Consider the following 14706-nt stretch of genomic DNA (forward strand, 5'->3'; position numbering starts at 1 on the left):
CAACAAGACCACAACTAAAAGGAGTATGGTCATCTAGAAAAAGTAATAAAAAAATTCTATAAATTAGTATTGATAACATTCAATTTCAGTTAATGTTATACTTTCAGTACCTGATAATTTATAATAATCACTACTAGTAGAGTTAGGAATTTGTAAGTCAAATAATAGTGCTTTTTCTTCTTTATACGGATCAACTAAGTAAGAATTTGTAATATCTGTAACTATTGGCGATAAATAGGTTGTTGTTTCAATAAGCTTATCAATAGCATTCTGTCCGTCTTTTAATATTTTATCGACTAGTTTTTTATCTTTATAAAAAGTATTTACGGCCCCTATTAAGGTTATTGATATCTCATATATAATAACACAGTTTTTAATTGTATTGGTTATATTAGAGTCTAATTTTGCTGTTTTAGAAAAAATTAAAGAAATAACAGTAGGATATTTATTAAATACATTAGGTAGTTCTAAAAAAGTATTTACGGCTGAATAGGCAGAATTGGCTGCTTCTGAAAAACAATTAAATGCTTTGTATATGTTTTCATAATTGCTATTGCTCATAAACTTACCTCTTTTTTATATATGTAATTGCCATATTTCATGGTAATTACATATCATACTACTAAATTAAGAAGTGTCAATATTAAAAAATTATATTTCTTCTTAGAGGATATCAGTAAATAAATTTTAATTACTAATATCCTCTAAACTCCACCTAGCTTTTGGACAGAAATTCAAAGGAGTAAATAACTTATTATTGTAACGCTCAAGTCCTGCATATGCAATCATTGCAGCATTATCGGTGCATAAGTGGATAGGTGGATAAATAAGCCGATAACCATATGTTTTAGCACAACTACTTAATATTTCTTGTAAATATTTATTAGCAGCGACACCGCCGGCAATAACTATATTCTTCTTATCAAAATTATTTGTTATTTGTTCATATGCTCTAATAGCATCTTGTACCTTACTACTTAGAATTTCTCCTATAGTAAATTGAAAACTTGCCGCTATACCATTGATTACAGTGTCATTAATTTCCTTTAAATTCATTATTAAAGTACGCACGGCAGTTTTGAGCCCTGAAAAGGACATATTGCAATTACCGCTGTTAATTATAGGTTTTGGAAATTTATATTTATGAGGATCGCCAAGTTTTGCTCTTTTCTCAATTTCAGGTCCTCCGGGAAAAGCTAAGTTTAGCATCTTGGCTACCTTGTCAAAGGCTTCGCCTACGGCATCATCTATAGTAGATCCTAGTATTTTATATTTTCCGAGACCTAAAACTGCTACAAATTGGCAATGTCCGCCCGAAGCTAACAAGAGTAAATAAGGATAAGGAATATTATCGGTTAGTCTTGCGGTTAAGGCATGACCTTCTAAATGATTAATTGCAATAAAGGGTTTTTTTAAAGCACTGCTTAGCGATCTTGCAAACATTGAGCCAACTATAACACCGCCGATTAAACCTGGACCGGAAGTTGCGGCAATTGTACTAATGTCCGTTAATTTAGTGTTGCTTTCTTTTAAAACATTTTTTAATGCTTTATCTAGATGAGATAAGTGAGAACGTGCAGCAATTTCAGGTACTACCCCTCCAAAAACTGCATGTTCTGTATTTTGTGAAATGATTATATTAGATAAGATTTCTCGATTTTCGGTGATTATAGAAACAGCTGTATCATCACAGCTTGATTCTATACCTAAAATTTTTATCATTCAAATTAAAACTAATTAGAGTCGTTGTTAAGTAAAAAATGATAGTTTGCGTCATTGTGAGAAGGTGTTGCCCACGTGGATACCGATGTCATTCCCGCCTACGCGGGAATGACATAACCCGCTTGCAATCACGATATCTTATTTAATAATACCTATATTAGATACCTTTAAGGTATTTAATTGATTATACAGCTTATAAATAGATTGTTCGGCATCAATAATTTTTTTATTAACTATTTTTAATAGTTTTTCCGAAGGTTTTCCTGTTATTTGCGTTGCAGAACTTACTTGCTCTGCTAAATTTTTAAGTGATTCTTGTATTTCTACAAAAGATTTTTTAAATTGCTCTTTAATAGTAATAGATGATTCTTCAAGCTCTTTAATTTTTAAGCATAGATTTTCTAATAAATGATCTATTTTAGTTTGCATTAAAGTCAATTTTTGCTTTTGTTTTTCACTAAGATAGCTTAAAGTTTCTTGCATTTTTGCCTGTATACGTACTTTTGTAGTACGTTCAAGTTCTGAAGCTAAACCGATTTTACTCATTAAAAATATTATCCATTTGTGAACGTCAAAATGATACCATTTTGTACCGTTACGATAATCTGAAGGAAAAGCATGATGGTAATTATGCCAATTTTCACCGAGTAAGAATAATGCCATCCACCAAATATCTCCGGCAGTGCCTTTGTAATATTTTTTACTACCGGCAAAGTGGCATAAAGAATTAACGCAGAAGGTTGCTTGCTGCTGTAGGAATCTACCGAGCCCCATAAATAAAAATCCTGCATATGCCGATTGTATAGTACCGCCGACTAAGTAACCGATAAATAAAGGCACGACAATATTCATAAAAGCTGCTACTTGCCAATAATATTTTAGCTGCCATTTTAATAAATTGTTTTTCCCGTGCTTAGCCCAAGTAATGCGATCAATAGACTTATAGCTACCGCTCCCGACTAGCATCCATCCTATATGAGACCACATAAAACCTAAAAATTTATTATCAAATTTTAAAGGAGTATGCGGATCTTGATCTTGATCCGTATATCTATGATGTTTATAATGATTCGATGCCCAAGATAAAGCCGGTCCTTGTAATGTTCCTGCAGACAGCATAATTAAGACAAACTCGGCATATTTATTTATTTTATAGGCATTATGAGACCATAACCTATGCAAACCGATCCCAACGGTAATATTATTAATATAATAACTAGCAATTATAAAAATAACTTCAGTTAGCCCTATTCCATAATCAAACGAATATTTAACTACAAGAGATATAATAAAAATAGGATAAAATATTAAAGCAAATAAAGCGGGCTTATTTAGTTTACTTAACATAAAATTTATAGTTTTTAGTTATAAAATATATAAATTGGCAACGAATGAAATCTTAATTACATTATACATAAATATTAGTAGATACTAACATACTTAATGCATAAATACAAAGAAAATTTTAACAATAAAATTCTAGTTATCCTTATTTAGACAATAACCGATAAAACGAAAGGTTGTAATAATTAAATTGTTTTTCCCTAGCCTCTCTAAATCCTATTTATATGAACATCTATGAGACATTCATTAAAGGTCTCTTCACTTTCCCATAAATATTTTATTATTTCTTGACGCGAAAATACTTCATTTGGAACCTGAAAAAAAAGTCGTAAAATTTTAAACTCAGTAGGACCTAGACGAATATTCAGTCCGTCTTTGTATACTTTTTCAGTATTTATCAATATTTAGATTCTTAAATTTAATAATATTATCTTGTACAACTGACTTGGAACGTCTCAATAAGCTCTTTAAAGTACCTACTATTTGCTCAGATAAGAAGGGTTTATAAAAAAATAGCACGTTATCGTCTATTTCTGTTAAATTTAATTGTTTGTTTGATAATCAAAATATTGTAGGCGTTTTAGAAAATTTATTAATTTTTCTAACGTTTATTTACTGCTATTAAAGGATTTTCTTGTAATTCTGCACTAATAATCATGATAGTAAGCGGCTGACTAAAAAAATAAGTTAATGCTTTTTCTAGAGTTGAAGCCCTCATTATATTAAATCCTGTTCTCTCTATATCATTACTTAAAGAAATATTAACACTTTTTTTATTTTTTTCTTCTATAATTAAAACTTCAGGCAATAGCTTATCAAACACTGAATTAATCTTCATTAATATTTAGTAAATAATTAAAAATTTTTGTAATAATTTTCTAATTTATTAGGGTTTATAGCAAACTTTTTACAAAAAGAAACAAAGAAATAATAATTTTTTAAAGATAATACTTGAATTTAATAGTTTTAGTTGCTATAAGTAGCTTTATTTTAAAGTTTGTTTGTTGGAGATTCTTGTATATCATGAGCTTTTATGAATCAGTTTTTATTATACGCCAAGACGTATCATTAAACGATATAGATAAAATCGTTGATGATTTTGCTAAAATTATTAAAGATAATAATGGCACTATCATAAAAAGAGAATATTGGGGGTTAAGAACTTTAGCTTACAAAATCGGTAATAACAAAAAAGGACATTATTATTTTTTAGGTCTAGATATTACTGGTAATGTAAAAGAAGAGCTAGAAAGAAAAATGAAGCTTAACGAAAATATCATTAGATTTCTTACAATTCAAGCAGATGCAATTAGTAGTGAACCTTCACCGATATTAAAAAATCAGAGTACAGAGAATATTCCGGTAATTGACGTAACGATTAATAATTAAATTTGTAAGAATTAAGGTTAAAGAATGTTAAAAAGTAATAATGCTAGTGAAACAGCTGCTCGCAAGGTAGGAGATAAAACTGCTAAAAAAGTATTTTTTAGAAGACGTAAAGGATGTCCTCTTTCTGTGCCTAATGCACCTGTTATTGATTATAAAAATCCTGAGCTCTTAATAAAGTTTGTCTCTGAAGGCGGTAGAATGTTACCAAGCAGGATCACAAATGTTTGTGCAAAGAAACAAAGAAAGCTAAATAATGCTATTAAAATTGCAAGAATTTTAGCGTTATTACCTTTTGTATTTCAAGCTAAATAAAGGCATAATACATGGAAGTTATATTAATAAAACCCGTAAGAAAATTAGGTAAAATTGGCGACATACTCAAAGTAGCAGACGGGTTTGGTCGTAATTATCTTTTACCGCAAAAATTAGCTATTAGAGCTACTGAGCCTAATAAAGAGCTAATAGTTAAACAAAAACACGAATTTGAAGCAAAAGATAAGCAAATAAGAGAAGAAGTAGAAAAAATTAATGCTCTTATTAAAGATCAAAAATTAGTTTTTATCCGTCAAACATCAGATGACGGTAAACTTTTCGGTTCGGTTACTAGTAAAGAAATAGCCGATAAATTATCTAAAAATGTATTTTATAATATTTCTCATTCAAATATTATTCTTGATAAACAAATTAAATCTACCGGAATTTATACAGTTGAAATAAGACTCCATGCAGAGCTTAATGCTATAGTTACGGTTATTGTTGCAAGATCAGAATCAGAAGCACAAGATTATTTACGCGAGCAAAAGACTGAAACTTCAGAAGATTTAGCTGAGTCAGCATAAATTTTCTTTATCATCTAATTGTGTGGTTTTTTGTTACCATTGCAAAAGCAGAGCATTGTTGTATGGATTGAGAAACTTGTTCGGTGTCATTCCCGCGTAGGTGGGCATCCAGCATAAAGCGAGATAAATCGGGCTTTTAATTTCAAAAATTTGCTGTATTTATACTTTTTTTCTGGATTTCTGCTTTCGCAGGAATGACATAAGAGCCATGCAACAACGTCCCGCCTACGCGGAAATGACATACTACTACGTTTGACCACAATATCCAAACACTTTACAATACTAACATTTTTCAACCATGCTATATGAAAAATTTGAGTATAATATCAATAATCTAATAGGTAATTTTGGCTTATCTAAAATATCGATTGCAGTATCTGGTGGGAGCGATTCGGTAGCACTTCTTTATCTTGCTAATATTTGGGCAGAAAAAAATAATATAGAATTATTTGTTATATCGGTTGATCATAACTTACGGGAACAATCGAAGCAAGAGACCCATTATATCCAAAATATCAGTAATAGTCTAAATCGCAAGCATTATAGTTTATCTTTTGACCATCAAAATAATTTTTCCAATTTACAAGAAAGAGCAAGAGAAGGACGCTATGATTTGATGACAAATTTGTGTTTAGAACTCGATATATTAGTACTTTTAACTGCTCACCATGAAGATGATTACGTAGAAAATTTTTGTTTAAGATTAGAGCGTAATAGCGGTATATTTGGACTTAGTAACAGTAATATCAATTGGTATAATAATATACAAATAATTAGACCGCTATATAATATTCCAAAAAGTGAATTAGTAGAATATTTAGTCAGTCATAATATAAAATGGTTTGAAGATGAGTCAAATTCATCTGATAAATATAGACGAAATGTTATTAGGCAAAAATTAGCTAAAGGCGCAGATTATATTAGACATCTTTCCAAACTAACTTATAGAGAGTATAGAGAGGAATTTAAAGGAGACACGGAACGCAGCACCGCAGCATACACTTTAGTACGTGAGGATGCAAGTATCGGATCGACGTATAAATTACCTCTAGAAGCGAAGTTTGGAAAGATGTCTAAAGCCGCAATAATCTCACAACAACTTAAAATCAACAAACTTATAGAAAACGAGTTTAAGCCTGAATTAATATCGGCGATAGCTGAAGCGGTCAAGATTTTTGAATATGGCTTTGCTTTTCTTGATTTAGTTAAATTTGATAAGTTTTCAAATGAGGTGAAAGTACAAATAATTAATTTTTTACTGATAATAATTAGTGGACAATCTAGAGCAGCTCGTTTTTATTCGGTAGAACCTATTTTGAAATTAATTACTCAAGACGTAAACTTTAAGAATACACTTCATGGCTGTATAATTAAGCGTATACAAAACGAGTTACTTATATACAGGGAATTCGGCAAAAAATTACCTGAGAGTAAAATATTACTAGATAAATCCGTTATTTGGGATAATAGATTTTGTATCACAAAAAATCAAGAAACTCCAAATTGTTTTGTAACTCATCTATCGTTAGAAGATTATAAAATGATAAAGAAACAATTAGATTTAGAACCTTTGAAAAATCTATCCTGCAAAAACCACAATGCAGTTTTATTGACCTTACCTATTATTAAAATACTTGAAAAAGTTATAGCAATACCACATATATCATATTATGATAACGACATGTGGAACTTTGAAGTATCTTTTGCTCCAAATTTTGTATCTCGTTTCACCCATTTTTGCTAACACCGGTATTTAAGAGGTTATTTGTAAATAAATTTTAACTACTAATTAAAATTTATTTACAGACCTCTTATACCAATAAAAATTTTTATTAGGTTTTATATCGATGAATAATCAAGGTAGAAGTATTTTAGCTTGGGCAGTACTTTTTGTTTTTGTAATATTACTTTTTAATGTGTTCCAATCTGATGGTTTACTTGGTGGAAGAAATAATATAACTTTCTCGGATTTTTTAACACGAGTTGATGAAAAGACCGTTAATTCGGTAAAAATTCAGGGTAGAGTAATTGAAGGCACTTCAAATGACGGCTCTACTTTTAACACTTATGCTCCTGATTATCCTGATTTAGTAAATCGTCTTACTAGCAATGACGTTAATATTGAAGTAGTGCCTCTTGAAACAAGAATGAATACCTTTTTAGGCTTTTTAATTTCTTGGTTTCCTATGCTTTTATTGATAGGTGTTTGGGTTTTTTTCATGCGTCAAATGCATGGAGGCGGGAAAGCCATGGGGTTTGGAAAATCTAAAGCTAGGTTGCTATCAGATAAAGGACCAAAAATTACCTTTAAAGATGTAGCAGGTATCGATGAAGCAAAAGAAGAATTAACTGAAATAGTAGATTTTTTAAGAGATCCAAGCAAGTTCCAAAAGCTTGGCGGTAAAATACCGAAAGGCTGCTTACTTATAGGTCCTCCCGGAACCGGTAAGACACTTCTTGCTAAAGCAATTGCAGGTGAGGCTAATGTTCCGTTTTTTAGCATATCCGGCTCTGATTTTGTTGAAATGTTTGTAGGTGTCGGTGCAAGCCGTGTGCGTGACATGTTTGAACAGGGTAAACGTAATGCTCCTTGTATTATCTTTATCGATGAAATTGATGCGGTAGGTCGCCATAGAGGTATCGGTATGGGTGGCGGCAATGATGAACGTGAGCAAACCTTAAACCAAATGTTAGTCGAAATGGATGGATTTGAAGCAAACGAGGGGGTTGTGATCATTGCAGCTACAAACCGTCCTGACGTTCTTGATCGTGCATTACTGCGTCCCGGTAGGTTTGATCGTCAAATTGCCGTTGCAAACCCTGATATAAACGGTCGTGAGCAAATTCTAAAAGTACATTTAAAGAAAATTAAATATAATAGTACGGTACTAGCACGAATTATTGCTCGCGGTACCCCGGGCTTTTCCGGTGCTGAACTTGCTAACTTAGTTAATGAAGCTGCTCTTATTGCTGCAAGGCTTGGTAAGAAAGAGGTAGATATGCACGACATGGAAGAGGCAAAAGATAAGGTGCTGATGGGAGTTGCACGTCGCTCTATTGCAATGTCGGAGAAAGAAAAAAGGTTGACTGCATATCATGAAGGCGGACATGCATTAGTAGGACTTTATTGTCCTGCAGCATCACCTATTCATAAGGCTACGATTATACCGCGTGGTAATGCTCTTGGGATGGTGCAAAGACTTCCTGAAACTGATGAATATTCTCAGAATCGTGAACAGATGGAATCATCTATAGCAGTTTATATGGCAGGAAGAGTAGCGGAGGAAATTATTTTCGGTAGAAATAAAGTTACCTCAGGAGCTTCGTCGGATATAAAAGGTGCAACTAATATTGCAAGAGCGATGGTTACAAAAGCAGGTTTAAGTGATTTAATAGGACCGATATTTCACGGTTCAAGTGGTGACGATATGTATGGTAGACAACCTAATAATGAAACCTCGGAAGCTACTGCAGAGTTAATTGATGCTGAAGTTAAAAGAATTATTACGCAAGGATATGAATTTGCAAAAGATATTTTAACAAAACATATAGATCAACTTCATACCTTAGCAAATGCTTTAATTGAATATGAGACATTGTCCGGTCAGCAAATTAAAAATTTACTTAGTGGTAGAGCTTTAGATTCAGAAGAGGAGAATAAATTTCCTTTTAATGATTCATCTACTATAAAAATAGATAAAGAAAAATCACCTGAGAAAACAAAAACAACTAAAGCTAAAAAAGAAAATTCCGCTTCCTAAGTTTAGTAGTATAATTTATGTATAAATTTATGGATTTATTTTGTGGTATCGGTGGTTTTAGAAAAGCCTTGGAAATAAAGGGTCTTGAGTGTGTTTTTTCTTCTGATATAGACAAAGACGTACAAGAAGCATATAAAAGAAATTTCGGTGATAAGTCATACGGTGATATTACGGAAATATCAGAAACCAAAATCCCTAAACATGATATTTTATGTGCCGGTTTTCCTTGCCAATCTTTTAGTATTTCAGGTAAGAGGCTTGGTATAGGAGATGTAGACTCTTGTATGAAATAATCAGAATAGCACAATATCACAAACCCTATATATTATTAACTTGAGAATGTTAAAAATATTTTGAATATTAATAATGGCAGCGTAATTGAAACTATAGACCAAAAATTAGATGAGATTGGCTATAAAGTATATAGCAATGTGTTAAATGCTTTATTATTTGGAATACCGCAAACAAAGAGAAAGAGTTTATTTTGTTTGTTTACGAAAAGATTTTAGTAGTGAATATACACTCAAATATGTAAAACCGGAAGAGTCTTATGAAAGGATTTTTCTTAATGATATTTTAGCACAGGATGTTGATAAAAACTTATATATTAATAGAGATGATGTTATTCTAGATAAAACACCGGTTGAAAAGCAATTAAAGCCAATTAGGATTGGTCAAGTTAATAAAGGCGGTCAAGGTGAAAGGATTTACAGCCCTTTTGGTCATTCACTTTATCAGCATAATAGCAACTTCAAAAATTGGCTACGTCGCTCACAAGTACTGCGGTACCCACGCTGGCAATACCTTGTGAGTAACTGTAAGTAGCATGGCAACCTAGAGACATTAATGTCATCCACGTAATAGGTATGAAAGATTGTGAATTAGCTAATTATTTTGTATAGTTCTAAAAAACAAATTTTAAGAGAGTACTTAAATGGCAGAGTTAAGGTTACCGCCAAATTCAGTAGTAAAAAAAGGTAGAGAGCATAAAGAACAAGAGGAAATGCTTAAACCTAGAAAGATAAAAATTTATAGGTATGATCCTGATCTTGATGAGAATCCTACTATAGATAGTTTTGAGATAGATTTAAGCAAAACTGGACCGATGGTTTTAGATGCTTTAATTAAAATCAAAAACGAAATCGATTCTACTTTAACTTTTAGGCGTTCTTGTCGGGAAGGAATTTGCGGTAGTTGTGCAATGAATATTGACGGTACAAATACTTTAGCATGCATAAAACCAATAGAAGATATATCAGGTGATATCAAAATCTATCCGCTTCCTCATATGAAAGTAGTGAAAGATTTAGTACCTGATATGTCGCATTTTTATGCACAATACGAATCTATAGAACCTTGGCTCAAAACCGATGGTCCTACCCCTTCAAACTCTGAAAGGTTACAGTCGATTAAAGACCGAGAAAAGCTTGACGGTTTATATGAGTGTATATTATGTGCTTGCTGTTCTACTTCTTGTCCTAGCTATTGGTGGAACGGTGATAAATATTTGGGTCCTGCGATTTTACTACAAGCATATAGATGGATTGCCGATTCAAGGGATGATAATACCGGTGAACGTCTTGAAGCTTTAGAAGACCCATTTAAGCTTTACCGTTGTCATACGATTATGAACTGTACTAAGACCTGCCCGAAAGGCTTAAATCCTGCTAAAGCTATCGGTAAAATAAAAAGTTTAATTGCAGAACGTCACGGTGTGTGATTCTTAATTAATTATTTTTAAAAATGATAAAATAATGAAAAAAGCAATTATTTTCTGTTGACACAAGGTGACATGAATTATTGTGTCGCTGCAGAATATAAGAAAGTTGATAAGAAACTAAATCAAATATACCAAGAAATATTAAAACATATTTCAGACAAACAAGAACAAGTTAATTTACTTAAAAAGTCCCAAAATTTATGGATTAAGTACCGAGATGCTGATTGTGAATTTCGAAGTTTTGGAGTTTATGGCGGTTCCGTATATCCAATTATACTGCTTATGTGTCTTACAGGAAAAACCGAAGAGCGTATAAAAGAATTTGAAGCCATGCTGAAATATCCACAAAACCTAAATTAATTCATAATTTGTAATACTTTAAATAATTCTCCCATTTGTTTCGGTGATATTAGTCTTTCTACCTGTCTTTCTATTATTTGTGCCTGCTCAGACATCTTTCCAAACTCTACTTCTAGAGGTAATTTATACGTCGATCCGATACTTGCATCCTCACGTACTAAAGTGTATGCTGCGGTGCTGCGTTTCGTGTCTCCTTTAAATTCCTCTCTATAAGCGAATTTGGAAAGATGTCTATCATTAAGCTTGTCTTGCAATGTTTGTTTGCGTAATAAGATTCCGTTTTCTATTAAAAAATCTCGTTGCGATATTGTATCTATTACGTTTATTTTGTTGTTTTTAGCTACCGTCTTTAATGCATAAAAATCCACATGTGCCGATAAATCAGCTTCTCCAAGATTTTCAAGGATGGGGCAATATTTATGGTTTTTAACCGCTTGTAATGTTTGATTATATTGATATCTAGTTCTACCATTCGGAGCTATATCATAGCCGTAATCTATTATTAAGCCACTGCCGCTTAGTCTTTTTAGATGCTGCGCTATAAATTTTATAATTTCTATCGATTTATAAGATTCTTCAAGTACTGCCCCGTCTTTTGCTTCAATATGAGTACGCAGCAGATATTCTTGTAATTGCTTATTAACGCTTATTTTATCGTATTTAATTCTTTCGTCTACCGGCTGCACTACAAATATTCTTTCATACCATAATTCCTTGACTTTAATATATTGCTTTATCGGTATAGCATCAAAGAATTCGTTAGCTATTATTATAGTAGGTTTTTTTGGTATATCTTCTACAAATGATTGATGACTAATCGGTAAATTAATATCTTGTAAATTAGCCTTTTGATGAGCAATAAAATTTTTATTAATTTCTATTAGTTCAATTGATAAAGCTTTATAAAATTCCGGTACTAATTTTGCAGTACGTAGTAAATCACGCATTAATAGACCTCGACCAGGACCAAGCTCTACTAAACTAAGACTTTTTGGGCAGCCAATTCTTTGCCACTCTCTGATACACCATAAGCCGATAATTTCACCGAATAGCTGTGAAATTTCAGGAGCCGTAACAAAGTCACCTTCGCTAGCCAATGATTTTACTTGCTTATAATAGGAAGTAGGATTTAAGTTTAATACCTCCTGCATGAGGACATCGCAAGTAATATAACCGTTTTGATCAATTAATTGTCTTATTTTGGATTCGATTGACATATTAAATAACTTCCTAAAAGTAACATAGGTACAGATAAAATTTGTCCCATAGTTAAGTTATCTAAAATAAACCCGATTTGTATGTCGGGTTCTCTAAATATTTCAATAGTGATTCGGAAAAGACCGTAAAATGTTAAAAATATTCCTAAGTTTAAACCGCACTTTTTAAGAGTTTTGTGCTTAAATGTTGCATATGCTAAGATACTAAATAATACTAAACCTTCAAAAAAAGCTTCATATAATTGACTAGGATGTCTTGGCATCAAATCGCTATTCGGAAAAATCATACCAAAAGAAGAATTTGTAATACGTCCGTATAGTTCGCCGTTAATAAAATTAGCGATTCTACCTAAAAATAATCCGATAGGTACTACAGGGGCTATTATATCCGTGAGACTTAAAAAATTAATTTTATATTTTCGGCAAAACAAATAAGCAGCAATAATCACCCCTAAAGCTCCGCCATGGAAAGACATCCCGCCTTCATAAGTTTTTAAGATATCTATTGGATTTGAAAAATATCTAGAAGGGTTATATAATAGAACAAACCCTAGTCTGCCTCCGACTATTATACCTATAACGGCATAAGTAATGAAATCTTCTAGATTTTTTTTGGTAATTTGAGGCTTAAATTTTTCTATAATTTTATTTGCATAGAACCAGCCTAGCAAAATTCCTATTACATATGAAAGAGAATACCAAGAGATAGCAAGTGGACCTATAGAGAAAATAATTGGATTGATATTAGGAAATGTCATAGATAAATAAGTTATTTAATTCATTTAACGTCTGAGTTACGGAAAATTACGTAAGTAATTGACTGGGCAATTCAGTTTTTTATTATTTTTATGGGTTGCCGCAGCTGCTTCGTGACTTCGCAATGACAGTATCTATATTTGCTTAGCAATACCAAATTCTTTTGAGTTAAAATTATTGATAAAAATAAAATTCTTAGTAATAATAAAAAAGATTTATATTTATAATAATAATGATAGGTAAAATATGCAATATTTAATGGATCTATATCATACCTCAAGTACTGAGTTAGTATTATTGTTTGTTATGTTAGTATCTCTTATACCGGTGATATTTCTAATTAAAAGATTAATTTTTATTCCTATAAAAAATTATTTAACTAGACATCATTATGATGATTATGAAAGGATAAAAAAATATCCTATATTTCGTTATTTATTACATACTTTATTAGCACTTTACTTTGTATGTTGGAGAAATATTTTTCATCCTACTTCTTTTAAAGCACATGTATTACTGGGAATCAAAGATACTATAGTAATCTTATATACTGGTATATCTGTGACGATGTTATTATTAACGCTTATAGATGCTTTTGCAGATCTGTATCACAATAGAATCAAAGCCGTTACAAAAAATGCACCGCTTAGCTTATATTTTCAAATATTAAAAATTATTGTCATAGTTATTGCAGCAATGGTAACTATTTCATATATATTAAATATTTCGCTTAGTACATTCTTAACAAGCTTAGGTGCAGCCGCAGCTCTTTTAACATTTGTTTTCAAAGATACCGTTTTAGGATTACTTGCAAGCTTGCAACTAACTGCTCAAGGAATTATTAATATTGGAGACTGGGTACGTATAGGCGGAATTGAAGGAACAGTTGAAAAAATTACTATTTCCGTAGTAACAATTAGGAATTTTGACCAATCTATTTCCACAGTTCCTACTTACAGCATTTTAAATTCTAACGTAACTAATTATAGAGGAATTAGTGAATCAGGAGCAAGAAGGGTAAAGAGAGCATTTAATATTAATATGGCAACTATTAACTTCTGTGATGCTACTATTTTAAAAGCACTAAAAAAATCTCCTTATATATCAAAGGATGTAATAGATAAAATCACTCTTGATAAAGAAGAGAAAGATTTAACCAACATTAAACTATTCAAATTATATATTCAGGAATATCTAAAAAATAATCCGGCAGTTTATACCGAAGGATTTACTTTTCTAGTAAGACAGCTTGAACCTACGATTAATGGGTTGCCTATAGAAATATATATCTTTGTTAAAGAAGTAAATTTAGTAGGTTATGAAAATATACAGGACAATATTTCTGAACATTTCATTTCTATACTTCCTGAATTTAAATTAAAAATATTTCAGAATGTAGGAGTGGTATAATATATCCGAAGTAAAATGAAAAGTAGTAAAAATAAAAAAATAAATTAAATTTGTATCCAAGATGGAAGTCGTCTTTCATCTTGGGTATTCACTACTTTTGAAAGCAAAGAAGTATATATACTACTTGATTATTTTCTCTAAATGCTTTAAAACTTAAAGCTTTAAAAATATTAAAATTTAAGACCTAG

The 14706-nt window shown here is 31.4% G+C and carries 16 protein-coding genes and 1 pseudogene; 10 read left to right on the forward strand and 7 right to left on the reverse strand.

The features are described from left to right. Positions 1-63: 63 nt before the first annotated feature. The 5 genes from MCI_RS04280 to MCI_RS04300 all read right to left on the reverse strand — a co-directional run bounded on the left by MCI_RS04280 (position 64) and on the right by MCI_RS04300 (position 3904). The gene (locus MCI_RS04280; protein WP_014409805.1) at positions 64-561 is read right to left on the reverse strand and encodes a DUF5424 family protein; all 498 of its coding nucleotides are present in this window, start codon (positions 559-561) and stop codon (positions 64-66) included. 126 nt (positions 562-687) lie between these two features. Continuing rightward, positions 688-1722, reverse strand: a complete 1035-nt coding sequence (gene tsaD, locus MCI_RS04285) for a tRNA (adenosine(37)-N6)-threonylcarbamoyltransferase complex transferase subunit TsaD (protein ID WP_014409806.1) — start codon at positions 1720-1722, stop codon at positions 688-690. A gap of 138 nt (positions 1723-1860) precedes the next feature. After that, positions 1861-3069, reverse strand: coding sequence for a fatty acid desaturase (locus MCI_RS04290; RefSeq protein WP_014409807.1), 1209 nt, complete (start codon positions 3067-3069; stop codon positions 1861-1863). 206 nt (positions 3070-3275) lie between these two features. Further along, positions 3276-3467, reverse strand: coding sequence for a winged helix-turn-helix domain-containing protein (locus MCI_RS09895; RefSeq protein ID WP_014409808.1), 192 nt, complete (start codon positions 3465-3467; stop codon positions 3276-3278). 200 nt (positions 3468-3667) lie between these two features. Beyond that, positions 3668-3904, reverse strand: coding sequence for a hypothetical protein (locus MCI_RS04300; RefSeq protein WP_041404116.1), 237 nt, complete (start codon positions 3902-3904; stop codon positions 3668-3670). A gap of 185 nt (positions 3905-4089) precedes the next feature. Between MCI_RS04300 and rpsF the strand changes: the two genes are divergently transcribed. From rpsF to MCI_RS04345, 9 genes and pseudogenes are all read left to right on the forward strand, one after another. Continuing rightward, positions 4090-4455 (forward strand): 30S ribosomal protein S6, encoded by a 366-nt coding sequence (gene rpsF / locus MCI_RS04305; protein ID WP_014409810.1) that lies wholly within the window; start codon positions 4090-4092, stop codon positions 4453-4455. A gap of 24 nt (positions 4456-4479) precedes the next feature. Continuing rightward, positions 4480-4767 (forward strand): 30S ribosomal protein S18, encoded by a 288-nt coding sequence (gene rpsR / locus MCI_RS04310; protein ID WP_014120459.1) that lies wholly within the window; start codon positions 4480-4482, stop codon positions 4765-4767. Positions 4768-4778: 11 nt separating this feature from the next. Continuing rightward, a complete protein-coding gene (gene rplI / locus MCI_RS04315) occupies positions 4779-5294 on the forward strand; it encodes a 50S ribosomal protein L9 (RefSeq protein WP_014409811.1) in 516 nt (171 codons plus the stop codon). Positions 5295-5592: 298 nt separating this feature from the next. Next, positions 5593-7038, forward strand: coding sequence for a tRNA lysidine(34) synthetase TilS (gene tilS, locus MCI_RS04320; RefSeq protein WP_014409812.1), 1446 nt, complete (start codon positions 5593-5595; stop codon positions 7036-7038). 103 nt (positions 7039-7141) lie between these two features. After that, the gene (gene ftsH / locus MCI_RS04325) at positions 7142-9055 is read left to right on the forward strand and encodes an ATP-dependent zinc metalloprotease FtsH (protein WP_014409813.1); all 1914 of its coding nucleotides are present in this window, start codon (positions 7142-7144) and stop codon (positions 9053-9055) included. Positions 9056-9123: 68 nt separating this feature from the next. Continuing rightward, positions 9124-9564 (forward strand): annotated as a pseudogene (gene dcm, locus MCI_RS09900) (DNA (cytosine-5-)-methyltransferase). After that, positions 9506-9880 carry a DNA methyltransferase gene (locus MCI_RS09905; RefSeq protein ID WP_232202633.1) on the forward strand — a complete coding sequence of 125 codons (375 nt, stop codon included), beginning with the start codon at positions 9506-9508 and terminating at the stop codon, positions 9878-9880. The pseudogene dcm and the gene MCI_RS09905 overlap by 59 nt, the downstream one beginning before the upstream one ends. A 109-nt stretch (positions 9881-9989) precedes the next feature. Next, the gene (locus tag MCI_RS04340; protein WP_014409816.1) at positions 9990-10775 is read left to right on the forward strand and encodes a succinate dehydrogenase iron-sulfur subunit; all 786 of its coding nucleotides are present in this window, start codon (positions 9990-9992) and stop codon (positions 10773-10775) included. A gap of 57 nt (positions 10776-10832) precedes the next feature. Next, positions 10833-11135: a lysozyme inhibitor LprI family protein gene (locus MCI_RS04345; RefSeq protein ID WP_014409817.1), complete on the forward strand. Its 303-nt coding sequence runs from the start codon at positions 10833-10835 to the stop codon at positions 11133-11135. On the opposite strand, the gene MCI_RS04350 is transcribed toward MCI_RS04345, so the two are convergent. Continuing rightward, positions 11132-12352, reverse strand: coding sequence for a class I SAM-dependent methyltransferase (locus tag MCI_RS04350; protein ID WP_014409818.1), 1221 nt, complete (start codon positions 12350-12352; stop codon positions 11132-11134). The genes MCI_RS04345 and MCI_RS04350 overlap by 4 nt on opposite strands. Continuing rightward, on the reverse strand, positions 12331-13110 hold the full coding sequence (gene lgt / locus MCI_RS04355) for a prolipoprotein diacylglyceryl transferase (protein ID WP_014409819.1): 780 nt from the start codon (positions 13108-13110) through the stop codon (positions 12331-12333). The genes MCI_RS04350 and lgt overlap by 22 nt, the downstream gene beginning before the upstream one ends. A 244-nt stretch (positions 13111-13354) precedes the next feature. Here lgt and MCI_RS04360 point away from each other — a divergent pair, with 244 nt between their 5' ends. Continuing rightward, the gene (locus MCI_RS04360; RefSeq protein WP_014409820.1) at positions 13355-14518 is read left to right on the forward strand and encodes a mechanosensitive ion channel family protein; all 1164 of its coding nucleotides are present in this window, start codon (positions 13355-13357) and stop codon (positions 14516-14518) included. The last annotated feature ends 188 nt before the right edge of the window (positions 14519-14706 follow it).

Origin of the sequence: Rickettsia montanensis str. OSU 85-930, from assembly GCF_000284175.1 — a bacterium.
In the GTDB taxonomy this organism is placed as follows: Bacteria; Pseudomonadota; Alphaproteobacteria; order Rickettsiales; family Rickettsiaceae; genus Rickettsia; species Rickettsia rickettsii.